The 17,092-nt window shown below is 59.1% G+C and carries 14 protein-coding genes; 10 read left to right on the top strand and 4 right to left on the bottom strand.

Annotated features, from left to right (window positions below; all coding sequences use genetic code 11):
• Positions 1 to 7: 7 nt before the first annotated feature.
• Positions 8 to 661: a hydrolase gene (locus BR41_RS15170; protein ID WP_035058495.1), complete on the bottom strand. Its 654-nt coding sequence runs from the start codon at positions 659 to 661 to the stop codon at positions 8 to 10.
• 173 nt (positions 662 to 834) lie between these two features.
• Here BR41_RS15170 and BR41_RS15165 point away from each other — a divergent pair, with 173 nt between their 5' ends.
• Positions 835 to 1,755 (top strand): LysR family transcriptional regulator, encoded by a 921-nt coding sequence (locus tag BR41_RS15165; RefSeq protein WP_035058492.1) that lies wholly within the window; start codon positions 835 to 837, stop codon positions 1,753 to 1,755.
• Positions 1,756 to 1,982: 227 nt separating this feature from the next.
• Here the strand turns inward: BR41_RS15165 and BR41_RS15160 are convergent, their stop codons facing one another.
• On the bottom strand, positions 1,983 to 2,783 hold the full coding sequence (locus BR41_RS15160) for an alpha/beta fold hydrolase (RefSeq protein WP_035058490.1): 801 nt from the start codon (positions 2,781 to 2,783) through the stop codon (positions 1,983 to 1,985).
• Positions 2,784 to 2,964: 181 nt separating this feature from the next.
• On the opposite strand from BR41_RS15160, the gene BR41_RS15155 reads away from it, so the two are divergent.
• From BR41_RS15155 to BR41_RS15135, 6 genes are all read left to right on the top strand, one after another.
• Positions 2,965 to 3,876 carry a LysR family transcriptional regulator gene (locus tag BR41_RS15155; protein WP_035058477.1) on the top strand — a complete coding sequence of 304 codons (912 nt, stop codon included), beginning with the start codon at positions 2,965 to 2,967 and terminating at the stop codon, positions 3,874 to 3,876.
• 488 nt (positions 3,877 to 4,364) lie between these two features.
• Positions 4,365 to 5,429 (top strand): TMAO reductase system periplasmic protein TorT, encoded by a 1,065-nt coding sequence (gene torT, locus BR41_RS15150; protein ID WP_308417276.1) that lies wholly within the window; start codon positions 4,365 to 4,367, stop codon positions 5,427 to 5,429.
• A 147-nt stretch (positions 5,430 to 5,576) separates the two neighbouring features.
• Complete coding sequence (locus BR41_RS24220) at positions 5,577 to 5,717, top strand: hypothetical protein (protein ID WP_156970723.1); 141 nt, start codon at positions 5,577 to 5,579, stop codon at positions 5,715 to 5,717.
• A 209-nt stretch (positions 5,718 to 5,926) separates the two neighbouring features.
• The gene (locus tag BR41_RS15145; protein ID WP_051711038.1) at positions 5,927 to 7,441 is read left to right on the top strand and encodes a hypothetical protein; all 1,515 of its coding nucleotides are present in this window, start codon (positions 5,927 to 5,929) and stop codon (positions 7,439 to 7,441) included.
• A gap of 311 nt (positions 7,442 to 7,752) precedes the next feature.
• Complete coding sequence (locus BR41_RS15140) at positions 7,753 to 9,993, top strand: NHL repeat-containing protein (RefSeq protein ID WP_035058474.1); 2,241 nt, start codon at positions 7,753 to 7,755, stop codon at positions 9,991 to 9,993.
• Positions 9,994 to 10,084: 91 nt separating this feature from the next.
• Positions 10,085 to 10,753, top strand: a complete 669-nt coding sequence (locus BR41_RS15135) for a dihydrofolate reductase family protein (RefSeq protein WP_245615919.1) — start codon at positions 10,085 to 10,087, stop codon at positions 10,751 to 10,753.
• Between the two features lie 24 nt (positions 10,754 to 10,777).
• On the opposite strand, the gene BR41_RS15130 is transcribed toward BR41_RS15135, so the two are convergent.
• Positions 10,778 to 11,680: a LysR family transcriptional regulator gene (locus BR41_RS15130; RefSeq protein WP_035058595.1), complete on the bottom strand. Its 903-nt coding sequence runs from the start codon at positions 11,678 to 11,680 to the stop codon at positions 10,778 to 10,780.
• 149 nt (positions 11,681 to 11,829) lie between these two features.
• Between BR41_RS15130 and BR41_RS15125 the strand changes: the two genes are divergently transcribed.
• Together BR41_RS15125 and BR41_RS15120 are read left to right on the top strand one after the other, a co-directional pair.
• Positions 11,830 to 13,266 carry an aldehyde dehydrogenase family protein gene (locus tag BR41_RS15125; protein WP_035058468.1) on the top strand — a complete coding sequence of 479 codons (1,437 nt, stop codon included), beginning with the start codon at positions 11,830 to 11,832 and terminating at the stop codon, positions 13,264 to 13,266.
• Between the two features lie 149 nt (positions 13,267 to 13,415).
• Complete coding sequence (locus BR41_RS15120) at positions 13,416 to 14,033, top strand: hypothetical protein (RefSeq protein WP_035058465.1); 618 nt, start codon at positions 13,416 to 13,418, stop codon at positions 14,031 to 14,033.
• A 390-nt stretch (positions 14,034 to 14,423) separates the two neighbouring features.
• On the opposite strand, the gene BR41_RS15115 is transcribed toward BR41_RS15120, so the two are convergent.
• Positions 14,424 to 16,202, bottom strand: coding sequence for a glycoside hydrolase family 64 protein (locus BR41_RS15115; RefSeq protein WP_211251762.1), 1,779 nt, complete (start codon positions 16,200 to 16,202; stop codon positions 14,424 to 14,426).
• 312 nt (positions 16,203 to 16,514) lie between these two features.
• Between BR41_RS15115 and BR41_RS15110 the strand changes: the two genes are divergently transcribed.
• Complete coding sequence (locus tag BR41_RS15110) at positions 16,515 to 17,087, top strand: hypothetical protein (RefSeq protein WP_156970722.1); 573 nt, start codon at positions 16,515 to 16,517, stop codon at positions 17,085 to 17,087.
• Positions 17,088 to 17,092: the final 5 nt, after the last annotated feature.

Below are 17,092 nucleotides of genomic sequence, written 5' to 3'. Positions count from 1 at the left end.
CGGTCTGTTAGTGGCCTTCTGCGCCGCCGAACATGGCCTTGGCGTAGATCAAGCCCAAGCCGTAACCGCCGCCATGGGCGATGGAGGTGGCGACCGTCTCGTGATAGGTTTCGCCGCGCGCCCAGTCGCGTTGCAGTTCGAGGAGGTACTGCAGCGAGGTCATCGGGCGGGCACCTTGCTGCACCATGCGTTCTACCGCCCGCTGGTGCGCCTCATCGCTGATGTCGCCGCTGGCATCGGTGATCACATAGACTTCGAAGCCCTGGTCGAGGGCGGACAAGGCCGGGCCGACGATGCAGACGGAAGTCCACAGACCGGCCAGCACGATCTTGCCCTTGCCCAGACGATTGACCTCAACGGCGATGCGCTCGTCTTCCCACGTGTTCATCGTGGTGCGGTCGATCACCGGGTGCTCGGGGAAGACCGACTTGATCTCATCGAACATTGGGCCGGAGAAGGATTTTTCGGCAACCGTGGTCAGGATGGTGGCGACCTTGAATTCGCGGGCGGCCTTGGCAACGAGCGCCGCGTTGTTGCGCAACTGGACCGGATCAATCGACTTGGTGGCGAAGGCCATCTGCGATTGATGGTCGATCATGATGAGGGTGTGGTCGGTCGGGTTCAGCAGGCTTTTGCCGGGGGTGGCCTTGGCGATGGGCATCGTAGACTCCTTGAGTGTCTCTTTGTCGAAAAATTGTAATAAGCTTTGCAAGTACGACCTGTGCTGCAGGATCGTTAAATTTCAATGATTGCAAGCGAGTTATGCCACTATATGCCGTACGAAAAGCGCAGGAAAACGGATAGTTTTAACCAGTTAAATCGAAAATTTTGACCATGAGAATCAGCCTTGAAGCCCTTGCCGTGCTCGACGCCATCGATCGTCGCGGCACTTTCGCAGCCGCAGCTGAAGAACTGCACCGCGTGCCATCCTCGCTCAGCTACCTGGTGCAGAAGCTGGAGAGCGACCTGGACGTCACCATCTTCGACCGCAGCGGTCATCGCGCCCAGCTCACCAAGACCGGCGCTTTGCTGCTGGAGGAGGGAAGGCGGCTGCTGCACGCCGCCGCCACGCTGGAGGCGCGCGCCAAGCGTATCGAAACCGGGTGGGAGACCGAGCTCAGCATCGCCGTCGATGCGATGGTGCCATTCGGGCGTGTGATGCCGGCGCTCGATGCGTTCTACGCCGACAACCCTCACACGCGGCTACGTTTCAGGCACGAGGTGCTGGGCGGGTCGTGGGATGCCCTGGTTACCCAGCGGGCCGATTTGGCTATCGGTGCCAATGGCGATCCGCCGCCAGGCGTCGGCCTTTCGTTCCAACCGCTCGGCCAACTTCAGGTCGTATTTTGCGTGGCCCCGCAGCATCCGCTTGCTGCCGCGCCCGAGCCGCTCGAATGGGAAACGCTGGTCACCCATCGCATCGTATCCATCGCCGATACCTCGCATCGCCTGTCGGTACGCAATCTCAATGTCATTCCCGGCCAGGACAATCTCAGCGTGCCCAATGTGGCCGCCAAGCTCGAAGCCCAACTGGCTGGGCTGGGCTATGGTCACCTACCGACCTGCATCGCCCAGCCATACATCGACCGTGGCGAACTGGTCGTCAAGCAACTGCGGGAGGCCCGGCCGCCCCAGCGCTTTTACTTGGCCTGGCGCAGCAACGACCAAGGGCCGGCCTTGCGCTGGTGGATCAAGCACTTCGACGATGCTGACTTCATCAACGATGAAATGATGGCTGCGCCTGCTGGCCGGTAGCGGCTGCAGTCAATGGACCAAGGGAAAATCTATTCGCTCTGCTTTCCGTCGATACCCACGCCGGTCAGCGATCCGGCTCCGATTTGTGCAACAAAGCCGTATATCAGCGGCAATTGCCAGCGAAGGGCGTAATGCATCTTGGCACTTGCGGCCCTCTTCTTCGGAAGAGGGCCGTGCATTTTCAAGCGTGCCGCCTTGCCGGCCAGTGCCGCGCCTGCCTAGTCCAGTCAGGTGGCGGATTGCAAAAACGCCAGTACCTCGCCCACAAACGCTTCGGGAAATTCGACGTTCGACAAGTGAACCGCAGGCAGAACCACGAGCTTGGCACCGTGGATGGCGGTCGCGATCTGGTCGCTATGGCTGAGCAGCGTGACCGTATCGTATTGCCCGGCGATGATGAGGGTCGGTCGCTCGATGAGGGCGACAGTGCGGCGCAAATCCATGTCACGCACTGCAGCGAAATTGCCGGCAAGCCCTTGCGGCGAGGTGGTCTGCACCATCTTGTGAAAGCCCTCAACCACGGCGCTCTTGTTCTCGCGCATGGACGCAGGGAACCAGTTGCCAATGAACATATCCGCCATGCCCACCATGTCCTTGGCGTGAGAGAGCTCGCGAATCATTTCATCAAAATAAGCAGCCGGGCCGAGGTAAGGCGAGGTGTTGCACAGGATCAGGCGGTCCACCCGGTCTGCAGCATAAATGCCGAGCCATTGTCCGACCATGCCGCCCAGGGATAAACCGCAGAAATGCACCTGTTCGATACCCAGCGCATCCAGTAACTCCACGACATCCCGACCGAGGCGATCAAGCGAATAGGCACCGGCCGGCGCTGCGGATTGTCCATGACCGCGCAAGTCATAACGCAGAACCCGAAAATGCCGGGTCAAGCTGGCGATTTGCGCATCCCACATCTCCAAGGTCGTCGCGATGGAGTTCGCCAGCATCAGCACGGGTTTGTCTGCGGGGCCATCGAAGCGGTAAGCAATCTTGCAGCCATCGCCGGTGGTGAAGAAGGAATGATTTTCCATGTGGGTGCACCCTGTCCAAGTCATCGTTTGAGGGAACCTGAAAGCCCCCTTGAGGTTGTGAGGCCGGTAGCGCTCGATGCCGCGTAATGCGTTTCGGCGTACTCGGTTGAACTGAAGCTTAGTGGCGGGAGCATCCAAGATATATTACAAAGATTGGAATATCTTTGTAGGTAAAACAGACATGAGTGATTTCACGCTTCACGAGCTTCAATGCTTCGATGCGGTGGTCAGAACCGGTGGCTTCCAAGCAGCGGCAGCAGCGCTGCATCGCTCTCACCCCGCCGTGTTTGCTGCAGTCGCCAAGTTGGAGCGACAGCTCAATCTGAGCTTGCTAGACCGCAGCGGATATCGAGTGCAGGCAACCGAAGCGGGCCTGTCATTTTTGCAGCGTGCACAAACCTTGCTGCGGGAAACAGAAAGCCTGCAAGCGCATGCCGCGCAATTGGCGATGGGCGAGGAAAGTACGTTACGCGTGGTGATCGGCGACGTGTGCCCAAGGCCGCCGATACTGGCACTGCTCAGCCGCTTCTTCTCGAGTTGCCCGGTAACGCGCCTGGATCTGCATTTCGAAGCGATTGATGGCCCGCAGGAACGCCTTTTCGACAATGAGGCAGATCTCATCCTGCATCACGTGGACAAAAGCAACCCACGGCTGGAATGGATCGAGTTAGGCACAACGCCATTCGTGCCGGTGGTTGCTACCGGCTTTCTGCCCTTTCCGGTCTCGGACACCATCAGGCCGGATCAGATGCGCGACTTCACCCAATGCGTCATCCGCGATACGGCCCGGCATTCGGCACCCAGCAACTATTTCATCATCGAGGGGGCACACCAATGCACGGTCGCCGATCAGTTGATGAAAAAAGAGATCATCTTGCACGGGATGGGTTGGGGCCACCTGCCAGGCTTCTTGATCGACCAGGAATTGCGCGACGGGCAACTGCAGTCGATTGCGGGGCACTACTTACCGGGGAATGTTGTGGAGCTGGTCGCGGCACGCAGGCGCGATCGACCACATGGGCCTGTGGCTGGGCGGCTGTGGGAGGCCATCCGTGAACACGCGAGCCAATGGCAGCAGAGTGTGGCGCGTTAGGGTGTGTTCAAAGTCTTGTATTCCCGCCTTTTGGAAGGGGGGTAGGGGGGGCGGCGACCGATGCTACTTGATGTGAATTTGCCCAATCCGCTAGCGCACCGATTTGCCAGTTTCATCGCACGGCTCGAAAAGCCCAGCATCGGCACCAGGCAGCGGAAACTCTTTAGCCCAGCGTTGCGGTAAGAGGGCAGTTTGGCATGCAAAAATGCAAGCTTATGTGTCGTTTGTAGCTATTTGGGCAAGCTTATGTGTCGCTCGACGTTAATCTGCAAGCGGCACATAACCTGATGCAGGATGATCTGGAGGGCTGGTGCATGGCGGCGCAGCAAGGCCGGTTGGCTGACGATCAGGCCAACTGATCCATTCACAACCGTTCACCGAAGCGGGGCACAGCCCCGCTCGTTGCCATCCCGATCATCAGGCACATCCAAGTCTATAGTGACTCACAGCGCCATCTCGGCACGAGGTAGCGCTACCTTGGCGCAATTTTGCTGAATGGAGGCGCTTTGACTCGGAGCAACTGGATTGGCCTATATCGAACATGGCTATATTTCCTGCTGGTTGCCGCGTCGCCCGTCTTTGCCACAGACTGGTTTCCGGTTGCAACCATGGCGGATGGCAAGCCGTTTGATTACCGCCCGCTCAGCGCCGTATCGAAGGAGTGGCGAATTTGTGCGCTCTTGCCACACGGCATGGACAGGTTCTGGTGGGGCGTTTCCTGGGGGATTTCGGAGGAAGCGCGCCGGCTCCACGTCAAACTTGGCATCTATCAGGCTGGCGGGTATGAAAATGTGCCGGTTCAGCGCAGCCAGCTCAAAAGTTGTATTGCCCAGAACGCCGATGCGATCTTGCTGGCGGCGGTTTCGCCTGCTGCATTGAATCCGGAAGTCGCCGAAGCGCTCAGCCATCATATCGTGGTGATTGGCATGATCAATGGCGTGAAATCAGTCAACGGGACCGCCAACGTTGACTCCGATACCGAGCAACTCAGCGCCATTGCTGCGCAATACATTCGTGACGATGCGGGTAAAAAATCGATCGCGGTGGGTTGGTTCCCTGGCCCCAAAGGCATGCTCTGGGTTCAGGATGCGGAGAACGGCATGCAGAAAGTGCTGGGGCCAACGCGGACGAAACTCATACCGGGCGGGTATGGCATGCCGGAAATTGGCGCTCAGATGGACTTGGTTCGCGCCCTGTTTGCCAAGACGACACCAGACTATGTCTTGGCAAATGCACCTGCCGCTGAAGCCACTGTTCGTTTTTTGCATCAGCAACACGGCATGAAGACCAAGGTCGTTTCCTATTACGCGACAGAGCCCATCGTCGAGATGATTCGCAATGGCACCATGCTGGCCGCCCCATCGAATTCCCCGGTCATTCAGGCTCGAATTGCATTCGATCTCGCACTGCGCGCGCTGGAACGAAAGCCTTTTCCAAGAGTGGTGTTGGTGTCGCCTGAAATGATTGACGCCAAGACGGTTGGTCAATTCCGGACTGAAAAATTATTCGCCCCGGATGGCCAATGGATGGTTCAGCAGAAGCTGCCTGACTGAGCGAAATCCCAACAAGGCAGCCAACCCCGGCTGCGATTGATTCAAGCGGCGCTTCCCGGCCGGCGAAGCCGTCCGGGCTACCTCCTGCAACTCCCCCTTACCCCATCCCCTCGTCATCAGGACAATCAGCCCGTCACGTTCAATAGCGTGAACGGGTTTGAACCGCAGTATCTGGTGCAGATGGTGGTGTCGCGCCTGCAGGCAGCGCACAACCTGATGCAGGATGATCTGGAGGGCTGGTGCATGGCGGCACAGCAAGACGGGTTGGTCGACGGTCAGATCAACTAATCCATTCACGATGTGGCGTTAATCAAGCGGGGCATTTGCCCCGTTTGTTGCGGGATGAGCGGGCATGAAAAAGCGCCAAGGCTACAGTAGGACTCGTTCCGGCCGTGTATCTTTTCCGGCTTCGCCTTCACATTTGGAGAGGGTGAGGACTGAGATATGCGACAAAGGCAGTAAAATCAATTTCCTCGAAAATCAGCCTGCTCGTACACATGAAATCTCATCCACTAAAGACGTCGGCACTGGTCGTCAGCCTATGCATCGCAGCCCTTGGCGGCCTCTGCAAAAGTGCATATGCCGCCGAATCCGAGCAGGGCTCTGAAGTGCTGAAGGCCGAACATGCTTTGCTCCATTTCGGTCTGGAAAAAATCAAACTGCCCGGTAATGAAAGCATGGGCATGCTCAATACCAGCTACCTGATTGAATTCTCGCCTGAGTGGTATTTCGGTCCTTCGGTGTATGGGTCGGTCAGCGGCAAGCATGGCGGCTTTTATACAATTGGCGGCGAACTGACCTGGCGTCACCCACTGGTATCGCGTTTAAGTCTGGAAACCGGGGTGTATGCGGGTGGCGGCGGTGGCGGCACCGCGCTGGTTGGCGGCGGTCTGATGCTACGGCCGCATGCTGATCTGACATGGGATTTCGGTGCTTACCGTGCCGGCATTTCTGCGTCGCAAGTGCGTTTTCCAAACGGCCATATCAACAGCAATCAGCTTGGCTTGATATTGGACTTCGATACTGACTTCCTGCATACCGACGTAGCCGCTGGCGATTATGCATGGTCGCCCACTGAGCGCAGCGGCGTCGGTTTTGACCGCGCGATGATCGTGGTGGGGCGCTATCAGCCCAAGCATAATTCCAGCTTCATCAGCGGCGCACCGCTGCAGCAGTCGATAGCCTATGCAGGCACGCGCATGGAGCGCTATCTCAACCCTAACGTTTTCGCCGGCTTGGAAGCGAACGGCGCTGGCAGCGGTGGCGTGGCCGGCTATGCCGAATACCTCGCCAACATCGGTGCCGAAATCCCGGTGACCAACAGCCTCAAACTCGGCACGCGTGTCGGCCTCGGCATGGGTGGTGGCGGTGCGATTGCTGTCGGTGGCGGCATCATGGTCAAGGCCGGTGTTTACGTTAGCGCGAATGTGAGCAAGGATTTCGACGTCAATCTGGAAGGTGGCATGGTCGATTCGCCGAACGGCAATTTCCGTGCGACCTACGGCTCGGTCGCGTTGCAATGGGATCTCGATCATCCGTTCAGCACCGACGGTGGCGCGACAGTGGTTGCGAATGAATGGATCGGCGGCACCCAACATTACTTCGGCGCCGCGCGTAAAGATGGTAGCAAGCGCGACATGGACAGCGTCACGCTGCAATTGAACCGCTACGTCAGCGACAATCTCTACCTGACTGGCCAGGCACACAGCGCCTACAGTGGCAATGCGGGCGGCTACTCTGTCGGCCTGATCGGCGGCGGTTATCGTGTCCCGGAAATCGGTTCCGGTTTATACGCCGGTGCTGAAATGCTGGCTGGTGCAGCAGGCGGCGGTGGCGTCGATACCAGCGGCGGTTTCCTGGTGCAGCCGGTCGCGTATATCGGTATGCAGTTCAGCAAAAACCTGGCTGCCCAGCTGAATGTGGGGCGCATCAAATCGCTGAAAGGCAAGCTCAACAGTAACCTGCTCGGTTTGGGGGTCAGCTATTCTTTCGATACCGTGAATCGTCTTTAAGCCGCGCTGCAAGCGCGGAACCTCATCACCCCGACATCTGTCGCTTTACGTAGCCCGGACGGCTTTGCCGGCCGGGGGCGTTGCCCAAAGCAGCCAACCCCGGCCGTGATTGATTCAAGCGGCGCTCCCCGGCCGGCGAAGCCGCAACGCGTTCACAACAGGGCAACCACAGTACCGATCCTGTTCCGTAAGCACAGGCGGCCCTGAACAATTCTTATGGGGTGCATTCGCTCGTTTGTGCACTGGCTGTCCTACATCTGTCTGCTATGGTTATTTATTGAACAGAAAACCAGCCGGGTGTGGGGGAAGCAATGGCAGCAACGCCGAAGAAGACGACCAAAGCGGTATTTCAGCATGTGACCCTGTATGGGCAGTCCGCCAAGGAAAGCCCCAATTTCCGCGGGCCGGTGCCGGAGGATTTCACGTTCAACTCGCCGGTCGGCGTGTGCATGGACCGGCAGCAGCATGTCTGGGTCTGTGACACGGGCAATAACCGCGTGCTGGTGCTCGACAAGACGCTGGCGCGCATCATCTACGTGCTGTACAGCCCCGCACCGGCCGGCCAGGGCGAAGGCAGTGTGCCGTTCCGCATGCCGTTCCATGTCTGCCCGCATCCGCAGAAGAATCTGGTGTACATCACCGACATGGGTAACTCGCGCGTCGTGGTGATGGAATATCAGGGCGAGCGCATCGACTTCGCGTTTGCCTTCGGCAACCGCGCTGAAAATGGCGGCGACCCGCTGCAGGACCCGAATGGCGTGACGGTCGTCACGCAGCGCGATGGTAGCTACACCATCCACGTTAATGACGAGTTCTTCCACACCGAAACCGACAAGCTGCGCAACCGTTGCGTGCGTTACGACGAGCACGGCCGCTATGTGGATGAATTCCGCACGCTGATCGACCCCGACGGCACCCGGCACGATCTGTACTGGCCGCAGGGCCTGAGTTCCGATGTCGAAGGCAGCCTCTACATCGCGAATACCGGCAGCTACGAAATCCTCAAATGTCCGGCCAATGCGCCGGTCAACGCCAATTACGAGCTGAAGGCAGAAAAGCCGGTGGTCAACCACCGTTTCGGCCAGCCCACCGGCGTGGGCATGCTCAACATCATGCGGGATGTCAGCGTGATCGGCGAGCGCGTCTTCGTCCCCGATCACGTGCTCAACACCATCACCGTCTACAGCCTGGATGGCACGCTGGAATCCACGCTGGCCGGCGTGCGTCCGTCGTGGAACCACGGTGACGAGCCGGTGCATTCGCTGACCGATCCGCTCTATTACGCGATGGAAGATGCCGCGCTGCTCAACCCCTACGTGATCTGCCAGGGGGAAGAGGACGACATTTTCTTTGTCAGCGAGCCGTTCTCGTCGCGCCTCATCAAGTTGCGTATTCCGCACCTGGACCGGCGCTTCCCGCAGGCGCAGATGATCGCCACGCTGGGCGCGCGGCGCGATATGCCGGGTACGGCCCGGGTCGATCCGCAGTTCAACTGTGTGACCGCCGTGACCGGCTTGCAACCGCCGGCCAAGGCGCTGATGTCCGCCAGCACGGAGGCTGCGCTGCCGGACTATCTGCAACTGAACCCCTTTCTGCAGTGGTACGACCAGCTCAGCCAGACCATGCTGGACGCCTACCGCCTCTGGTTCGGCGACGTGGCGAAACTGGCCCCCGCCCTGTTGTCCGGCCTGCCGCTGAAAGACCTGCAGCTCACCGTTGATGCCGGTAACTGGCGCATCAAGGGCTACCGCGAGCGCGAGGAGACATTCCAGGCCATTGCCGGCAATCTGGTCGAGGGCTACTTCCTCGCCGGCAACCTCGGCGTGACGGTCTATCACCCGAAAGTGCCGCTGTTTGGCCAGCTCTGCCCAGGCACGCCGCTGGTGCTGGTGGACAACTTCAATTTCGGCACCGTGACCATGTACCAGATCGGCCCGTTCGGCCGGCTGCTCAACTACGGCCTGCCGTTCGGCTCGTATGGCAAGGGGGAGGGCTGCATGCGCGGCCCGCAGGGCATGGCGGTGAGCGACGAGGGCGAAGTCTTCGTCGTCGATTCGCTCAACTGCCGTATCGCCAAATGGCAGATACTGCCCACCGGGTTGGTGATCTTCATCAAGAATTTCAGCTGGGATGGCAAGGGCGAACAGGCCGCCTTTACGCCGACCGACGTAGCGCTGGATGCGCACAATCGCGTGCTGGTCACCGATCAGTTCAATAACCGTATTTGCTGCTTTGACCGCAACGGCAACGCACTGTGGGCGTGTGGCCGGGAAGGCTACTGGGAAGAGGGCCAGCCGGACGGCGACAAGCTGATGTTGCCCACCAGCCTCGCCATCGATGGCGACAAACTCATCCTCAATGATCTGGTGAATCGTGCGCTGAAGCTGTTCCGCATCGAAGAGAACGGCCTTGCCTTCCTGGGCGGTATTTCCCTGTTCAAGCTGCAGGTGGACGAAGGGGGGGTCTGGATGCCTTACTTCATGCACGCTCACAACGGCCAGGTGCAGATTGCCGATTCGACCTACAACATCGTGCAGGTGTTTGAGTACTGACTCGCTGCATGGCCGGTTGCAGATGTTTGCGGGTGATGCTGCGTCCGTGTCGTCCGTGTAAACCCTGTTAGGCGTCAATCGAAAGGAAGGCATGAACATGACACGCGTCCGAGTTGAGGGCTTGACCATCTCGCTTGACGGATACGGAGCGGGTCCGAATCAGGACATCAGGAATCCGCTTGGTGTGGGCGGGACAGATTTGCACCAGTGGTTAGTCCCGACACGAACGTTCCAACGGGCTCAATTTGGCGCCGACGGTGGCACAACGGGGATCGATGACGACTTCGCTGCGCGGGGCTTCAAGAATGTTGGCGCCTGGATCCTCGGAAGAAACATGTTCGGACCGATTCGCGGTGCCTGGCCCGACATGAACTGGAAAGGCTGGTGGGGGGACAACCCACCCTATCACGTTCCAACTTTCATCTTGACTCACCACGCGCGCGCGCGCATCCAGATGGAGGGTGGAACGACGTTCCATTTCGTCACGGGCGGTATTCACGAGGCGCTCGACCGGGCGCGCGACGCAGCCAACGGTATGGATGTGCGCATTGGCGGCGGACCGAACACGATCCAGCAATATCTGCGTGCGGGCGTCATCGATGAGCTGCACATCGCTATCTCACCGGTCCTGCTGGGCGGGGGAGAGCGACTGTTCGAGGGGACGGACATGCGTGCTCTGGGATACGAATGCGTTCAGTTCGTTGCGTCGGAGAAAGCCACCCATGTGGTACTCCGGCGCCAAGGGCGCAAGGACGCCTGATAACCGGTTGCAGCGGGACAGAAATCAGCGCGTGCTCAAGTGCAACTCGTGAATCAGGTCGATGAGTGCGCGCAAACGGGCCGGCACAAAACGGTGGCCGGAGTAATAGAGCCTTAGCCCGCCAAATGACGGGCACCATGGCACGAGCACGGGAACCAGCGCGCCAGACGCCAGCTCATCCTTGATCAGCCATTCGGTGATGAAGCCTATGCCCAGCCCAAGCAGGACCGCCTGCTTGATGGCAGGCAATTCATTCAATGCCAGGCGCACAGGCAGGTCCATGCGCAGCTTCTCCCCACCCCGCTCCAGTTCCCAGTGATAGATGCCGCCGTGGGACATGCGCATGCCGATGCTCTGATGCTGGAGCAGATCACTGGGGTGGCTGGGTGTGCCGTGGCGTTCGAGATACTCGGGCGTGGCGACGACGAGCATGCGGAGATCACTGGATAGCGGTACTGCGATCATGTCTTTCGGGACAGACTCGGCCAGGCGGATGCCGGCATCAAAGCCGTCGGCGACAATGTCGATCATGCGCGACTCGCTCACGATATCGAGTCGTACCTCGGGGTAACGCTGCACATACTTGCTGAACAGTGGCTCAAACAACAAAGATGCAGCCCCCTGCGGAGCATTGATGCGCAATGTCCCGCTGAGTGTTCCCGGTGTGCCGTTGGCTTCGTCGCCGGCACTCTGGATTTCGGCCAGGGCCGGTGCGATGCGCGCCACATAGCGCTGTCCTGCATCGGTGAGTGCCACGCTACGTGTCGAGCGATTGAACAGTCGCACTTTCAGGCGCGCCTCTATGCTGGCCACGGCGCTACTCACCGCAGTGGGAGACATTTCCAACTCCAGTGCCGCCCCCCGAAAACTACGTCGACGAGCCACGGCGAGCACCACCTCAAGCTCGATCAATCCAGTGCGATGCATATAATTATCCTGATAATCAGTGCAGGTCATGCGCCATAGGACGGCTTATCAGGACAATAAACAATTCCTAGACTTGGTACCAGCACGGCTCAGAAAGCCCGACTTCCAGCCTTCCCCGTGCCGGAAACTTCACTGTCAAAGGAATCGACATGCAACGTCTTGAACACATCTACATCAACGGCGAATTCATCGTGCCCCATGGGCAGGAATGGTTTGACCTTCACAATCCCAGCACCGAAGAGATCATCGGCCAGGTTCGGCTGGGGGACGAGCAGGATGTGCAGCGGGCCGTTGCGGCTGCCAAAGCGGCATTCCCGGCCTGGGCACGTACCACGCGCGAAGAGCGTATCGCTGCGCTGCGCCGCATGCATAAGGCCATTGCTGCGCGCCAGGCGGATTTGATGGAGGCAGTCGTGCTGGAGTACGGCGCGCCCAGAGAGCGAGGCAGCTGGATGGCGAGCTATCCGGCGGATGTGATTGCCCAGACCATCGATGCACTGGCGTCCTTCGAGTTCGAGGAGCAAGCCGGCGTGGCAAGCGTCATCATGACGCCAGTCGGTGTTGCCGGCCTGATCACGCCGTGGAACAGCAACGCCGGGTTTATCTGCAACAAGTTGGCGACCGCGCTGGCTGCGGGTTGTACCGCCGTCATCAAGCCCAGCGAGCTAAGCGCACTTCAAACACAGGTCGTCGCGGAGGCACTGCACGAAGCCGGCCTGCCCAAAGGCGTGTTCAACATCGTGAATGGCCTTGGCAGCGTGGTGGGGGAAGCAATTACACGCCACCCCGACATTGCCAAGATCTCTTTTACCGGCTCATCCGCCGTGGGTCAGCATCTGGTGAGCACTGGCGCGACCACGATGAAGCGTGTGACGCTGGAGCTGGGCGGCAAGTCACCCACCGTGGTGCTTGATGATGCAGACTTCGCCAGCATCATGCCGATCGTGCTCCACGCCGGATTTGCCAACAGCGGCCAGGCTTGCATCGCAGGCACACGCATCCTGGTGCCACGCAGTCGACTAGCGGAGTTTGAAAGCATCATCAAATATGCTGTTTCGCATATCAGGTCCGGTGATCCGCGCGATGCCGAAACCGACATCGGCCCGATGGTGAGCGCCAAGCAGTGGGAACGCGTGCAGAACTACATCCGCATCGGCCAGGAAGAAGGGGCGACATTGCTTGCCGGCGGTGAGGGGCGCCCTGATGGCTTGCCGGGCGGGTGGTTCGTGAAGCCCACGATCTTTACCAACGCCAACAACCAGATGCGCATTGCGCAGGAGGAGATCTTCGGCCCCATACTCACCCTCATTGCCTACGAGGATGAGGCCGATGCCATTTCCATCGCCAACGATACACGCTACGGTTTGAGTGCCGTGGTACTGGGGCGTGATGTCGAACGTTGCGAACGCGTCGCACGTCAGATTGACGCCGGTCGCGTGCTCATCAATACATTGGCGCACGAGCCGCGTGCCCCGTTTGGTGGTTTCAAGTATTCAGGGCTCGGGCGCGAGATGGGGAAATGGGGGCTGAGCGCGTATCTGGAGCCCAAGACGCTGCTGGGAGCGGCAGAGGCTGCCAAGGCGTGAACCCCCGTCAATTGTCCCAGACACCAGTGCCATATTGGCGGGCATTCAAGGGTCCATTAGCATAGGCGCAGCTGCCGGAAGCCAGCGCGGCCAGCCAGGCTGCGCCAGTGCAGGCTGCGCACTTTTCTTATCTATCGGGAGGCTGGGACGTGGATATCAAACTCAACTTTGTGAATCAATCGAACGATGCGAACAATGCCACCATCGTGATCTTCCAGAAGAACGTGTCGACTGATTTCGACGGACTCTCTGTCGCCTGGAAGGTGATCAGGAACTGCGGCCGGGGTGACAACCACCCCTTCATCTTTCCGATACCGATGTTCGTGGGCGCCAGCGACAGCTGGGGTGACCACACGCCGCAGATAGCGGCCGAGAACGGCCAGTTGTACGGAATCTTTCAGACCGCTTCGGGCACTACGTTATCGCCGCTTGGCCCCGCTACCAGTAGCCGCCAGGTGCAGGTCCGCAACAACCTGACCAAGGGTGGCATCAACACCAGCATCTACAAGGCGGGCAAGCTACTGGCCACCAAGGCCAATATCGCGCCAGGCAAGACGGCAGTATTCGAATTCAAGCCGACTATCTGGATCGGCGTGGTTGCGCAGGCCGTCGAAGGCCAGGTCATGAATCCGGCTGACCTCTCCAAGAGCATCACCGAGTTGTCGTTGCTGGGTATCGCGAGTGCCGACATCGTTATGACTGGCGGCGGCAGCGGCCCAAGCGCGACGCCGCACCGGTTCACGCTCGAAAACATCGTCATGCCCTGAGCGGGGCCAGGTCGAAAAATCGCACCAGCCCGATACAAAGCTGCTCGACCACATTCAGCGGTTAAAGTCGCTGTTGACCGGCGCCGGGATAGGCCATTTCTTTTGCGACGGGGCCACGGTTTGCGTGCATATCACCGCGATAACCCGGCGACGGTGTTCCAGCAATTTGCCGCTTCTGGTTTCGATGCGCGGCGGATGAACCCATCCCGCTGGCGCTATTTCCTCAGGGCTGTGTGTACCGGCAACGTGCGATTCGCTGCGTCGACACGGTTGTCCGGCTGGGGTCTCCGCTCTGGTTTGGGTCGCGTGTGGCTGGTCGCAACCCATGAAAAAAGCCTCGCTTGCGCGAGGCTTTTTTGTCACTCACTTAAAAGCCATCAGGACGGTCGATTACCAGCCAATCGTAATCGTTGCCACCGTCGGATTGGTGCCGATCAAGGACGAGCTGAAGCCACTGACATCGTCATACGGGAAGCCATAGCTGAAGCCGTTGATGCTATGGGCATGCCAGAACGCGGAGTAGGCGTTGGTCGGTGCCGTTTGATAGAAGCTGCCCGAATTGGTCCAGTTGGACGGGGTGTCGGCGACATGGCGGTTGAGCGCGGCACAAAGCTGCGCCTGGATTTGCAACTGCTTGGCGGTCGGCAAACCGGACGCTGCATTCGAGGCATCGTTGAGCACGCCATCGCCTAACAGCACCATGGCCGTCGTCGGCATGGCATTGATGTAGTACGTACCCAGTCCATCCGTGAATTGGAACTGCCCGCCCACCACATGGCCGGTGAACGTGCCCTGCGCATCGGTAAACGTCAACGTGCTCGTGGTGTACTTGTTCCAGATCGACTGGATATAGCTATCCAGATAGGTTGCATTGGCGCCGCCAGTGTTGAAGCTGCCGTGCGCGGGCGCCACGATGCGATACGGTGCATAGGGCGCCTGGGCCAGCGTCTGGAATGGCCCCGGCACCTGTGCCACGAATTCCTGGAACAGGCTGGCGCGGGATTCAGTTTCACCAACGGTCTGGTTGAACCCACCTTGCCCCTGCAGCTGTAACCGCACCGGGAAACCGAACTGGTCCACGCGCGTCGTGTTGCCAAAGAAATTGGTGCTGTTGATATCCATCTCGACGAAATCGAAGATCACATCGATGTTGGGGTCGGACGGGTTGTCGATATTCGGGCCGGTATAGCCAGTAACGGGCGAACCCACCGACTTCAGATACATCGGGCTGCCGACACTCAGATACATCCGCCCGGAAGTAATCTGCGGCACGGTGAATGACTTGCATTGCGAGAGCGGAATTGAATAGTTGGCATAACTCGATCCGTTCTTGGTTTGCGCGTTGTTGTCGCTCGCGGTCATCGGCACAAGCTGGCCAGCGCAATTGACGTGAGAGTAAGCGCCATGATTGTTGGGGTCCTGGCCAACCATGGTCCAATAGACGTTATTGTCGGCATAAGTGCCGTTCGTGCCATTGACCAGATTGAAGGTCGTACCGGCGGCCGGGAACGTGACGCCGGTATTGGATTGCGTCTGGACTGGCAGGCCCGGCACGTAGCAGTGCTTGGCGTTGCCCGGGCTGGGGTCGCCAAAGGTACCGTTATTGCAGGCTGCACCGTTGGTCAGGCTCTTGGTGGTATAGCTGCCGTTGGCGCCATACAAGACGATCTGCGTGCCCGAAAAACTGCATTGTCCGTTCTCGGCACTGCACTGGGTCCAGGTGGTTGGCGCGGCATCGCAATGCTTGGCAATACCCGGATCAGGGTCGCCGAAAACATTGTTGTTACAGCTTTCGCCACCGGTGACGACGTTCGCGTTGTAAGTGGTGCCTGCGCCATATCGGACTGTTTCGGTATCCGAGAAACTGCAAGTCCCGTTTTCGCTGGCGCATGAATGCCAGGTGTTGGATACCTCGCAATGCTTGGTGACACCGGGTGCCGGATCACCAAAGGCCGCATTGTTGCAGGACGCGCCCCATGCCAGCGTTTGCGTGACGAAGGTCGTCCCCGCGCCATAGCGGACAGTCTGCGTGCCGGTGAAAATGCAATTTCCGTTTTCCGCGGCGCAGTAACTCCAATCGCCGGTGGTCGCGCTCAGCGCTGCCGAGGCGGTGAGCAGCGAACCGCCGCTCAATAGGAGAATCGTTAGGCTCCTGATCATTCTTCTCATGACATCCTCCAGATATGACCTGTTGTGTAGTTAGTATTTGGTATGTGCATTTCGACAATGAAAGCGCTTTCAATGCTAAGGAAAAGATGCGTGCTTAACAATTCACGGGCTCAGAAAACCGACGGAAGGATGGAAGTCATACTGCGCGACGTATCGCGAGCAGCAGGCGTTTACGGCTTGCGTGATCTTTCGGCTGAATACCGGCTAATTCATACCGGATGTCGGCAACGATGAAGAGATGGAATCACCGTGCGCGATGATGGCTTGAATACCCGACGGCGATCAGCCCGGTGAAGCGGCGTTGCGATACCTATGACTACAAAAATACTGATCTGGATCACCATGCTGTTTGCCTTGCACAGCTTGGCCGTGGCACAGGCGGACATGCCCCTGAAAATCATGTTCAGCGACCGGCCGCCGCTGTACTTCTTGAGTGTCGAAGCGGACGGCCGGCAAGTGATCAGGGGGAGTGTTTACGATCTGGTCAAAACCGCAGTGCAAACAGTCGGGTTGACTGCCACGTTTGCCCGCTTGCCCAGCAAGCGAGTGATCAACGCCATTCGCGACAACGACGAAGCCCTCTGTGGCATGGGCTGGTTCAAGACCCCCGAACGCGAGCTATTCGCCCAATTTTCAGCGCCGTTGCACGATGATCAGCCGTGGGTGGTGATCGTGCGCCCCGGCGTCGAGCCTGAAATCATCAAGGCAGGATCGCTGAAGGCGCTATTGGAAAACCAGGTACTACGTCCCTCGCTGATGGATGGCATTTCGTTTGGCACGTATCTCGACGAGCAACTTGCCACAGCACGTATCCTAGATGCACTGGCGTTGGCTCGGTCGGTTGATGGGCCGCAGCAACAGGTTCCGATGAGGGCAACAATGTGAGTTCG

This window comes from Andreprevotia chitinilytica DSM 18519 (genome assembly GCF_000711875.1).
GTDB lineage: Bacteria > Pseudomonadota > Gammaproteobacteria > Burkholderiales > Chitinibacteraceae > Andreprevotia > Andreprevotia chitinilytica.
This window is presented reverse-complemented; position numbering and strand designations above follow the sequence as displayed.

Bases quoted from the DNA above. Each gene is read 5' to 3' on its own strand.
- BR41_RS15170 (WP_035058495.1), bottom strand. From the start codon at position 661: ATGCCCATCGCCAAGGCCACCCCCGGCAAAAGCCTGCTGAACCCGACC.
- BR41_RS15165 (WP_035058492.1), top strand. From the start codon at position 835: ATGAGAATCAGCCTTGAAGCCCTTGCCGTGCTCGACGCCATCGATCGT.
- BR41_RS15160 (WP_035058490.1), bottom strand. From the start codon at position 2,783: ATGGAAAATCATTCCTTCTTCACCACCGGCGATGGCTGCAAGATTGCT.
- BR41_RS15155 (WP_035058477.1), top strand. From the start codon at position 2,965: ATGAGTGATTTCACGCTTCACGAGCTTCAATGCTTCGATGCGGTGGTC.
- BR41_RS15145 (WP_051711038.1), top strand. From the start codon at position 5,927: ATGAAATCTCATCCACTAAAGACGTCGGCACTGGTCGTCAGCCTATGC.
- BR41_RS15140 (WP_035058474.1), top strand. From the start codon at position 7,753: ATGGCAGCAACGCCGAAGAAGACGACCAAAGCGGTATTTCAGCATGTG.
- BR41_RS15135 (WP_245615919.1), top strand. From the start codon at position 10,085: ATGAACATGACACGCGTCCGAGTTGAGGGCTTGACCATCTCGCTTGAC.
- BR41_RS15130 (WP_035058595.1), bottom strand. From the start codon at position 11,680: ATGCATCGCACTGGATTGATCGAGCTTGAGGTGGTGCTCGCCGTGGCT.
- BR41_RS15125 (WP_035058468.1), top strand. From the start codon at position 11,830: ATGCAACGTCTTGAACACATCTACATCAACGGCGAATTCATCGTGCCC.
- BR41_RS15115 (WP_211251762.1), bottom strand. From the start codon at position 16,202: ATGAGAAGAATGATCAGGAGCCTAACGATTCTCCTATTGAGCGGCGGT.
- BR41_RS15110 (WP_156970722.1), top strand. From the start codon at position 16,515: ATGACTACAAAAATACTGATCTGGATCACCATGCTGTTTGCCTTGCAC.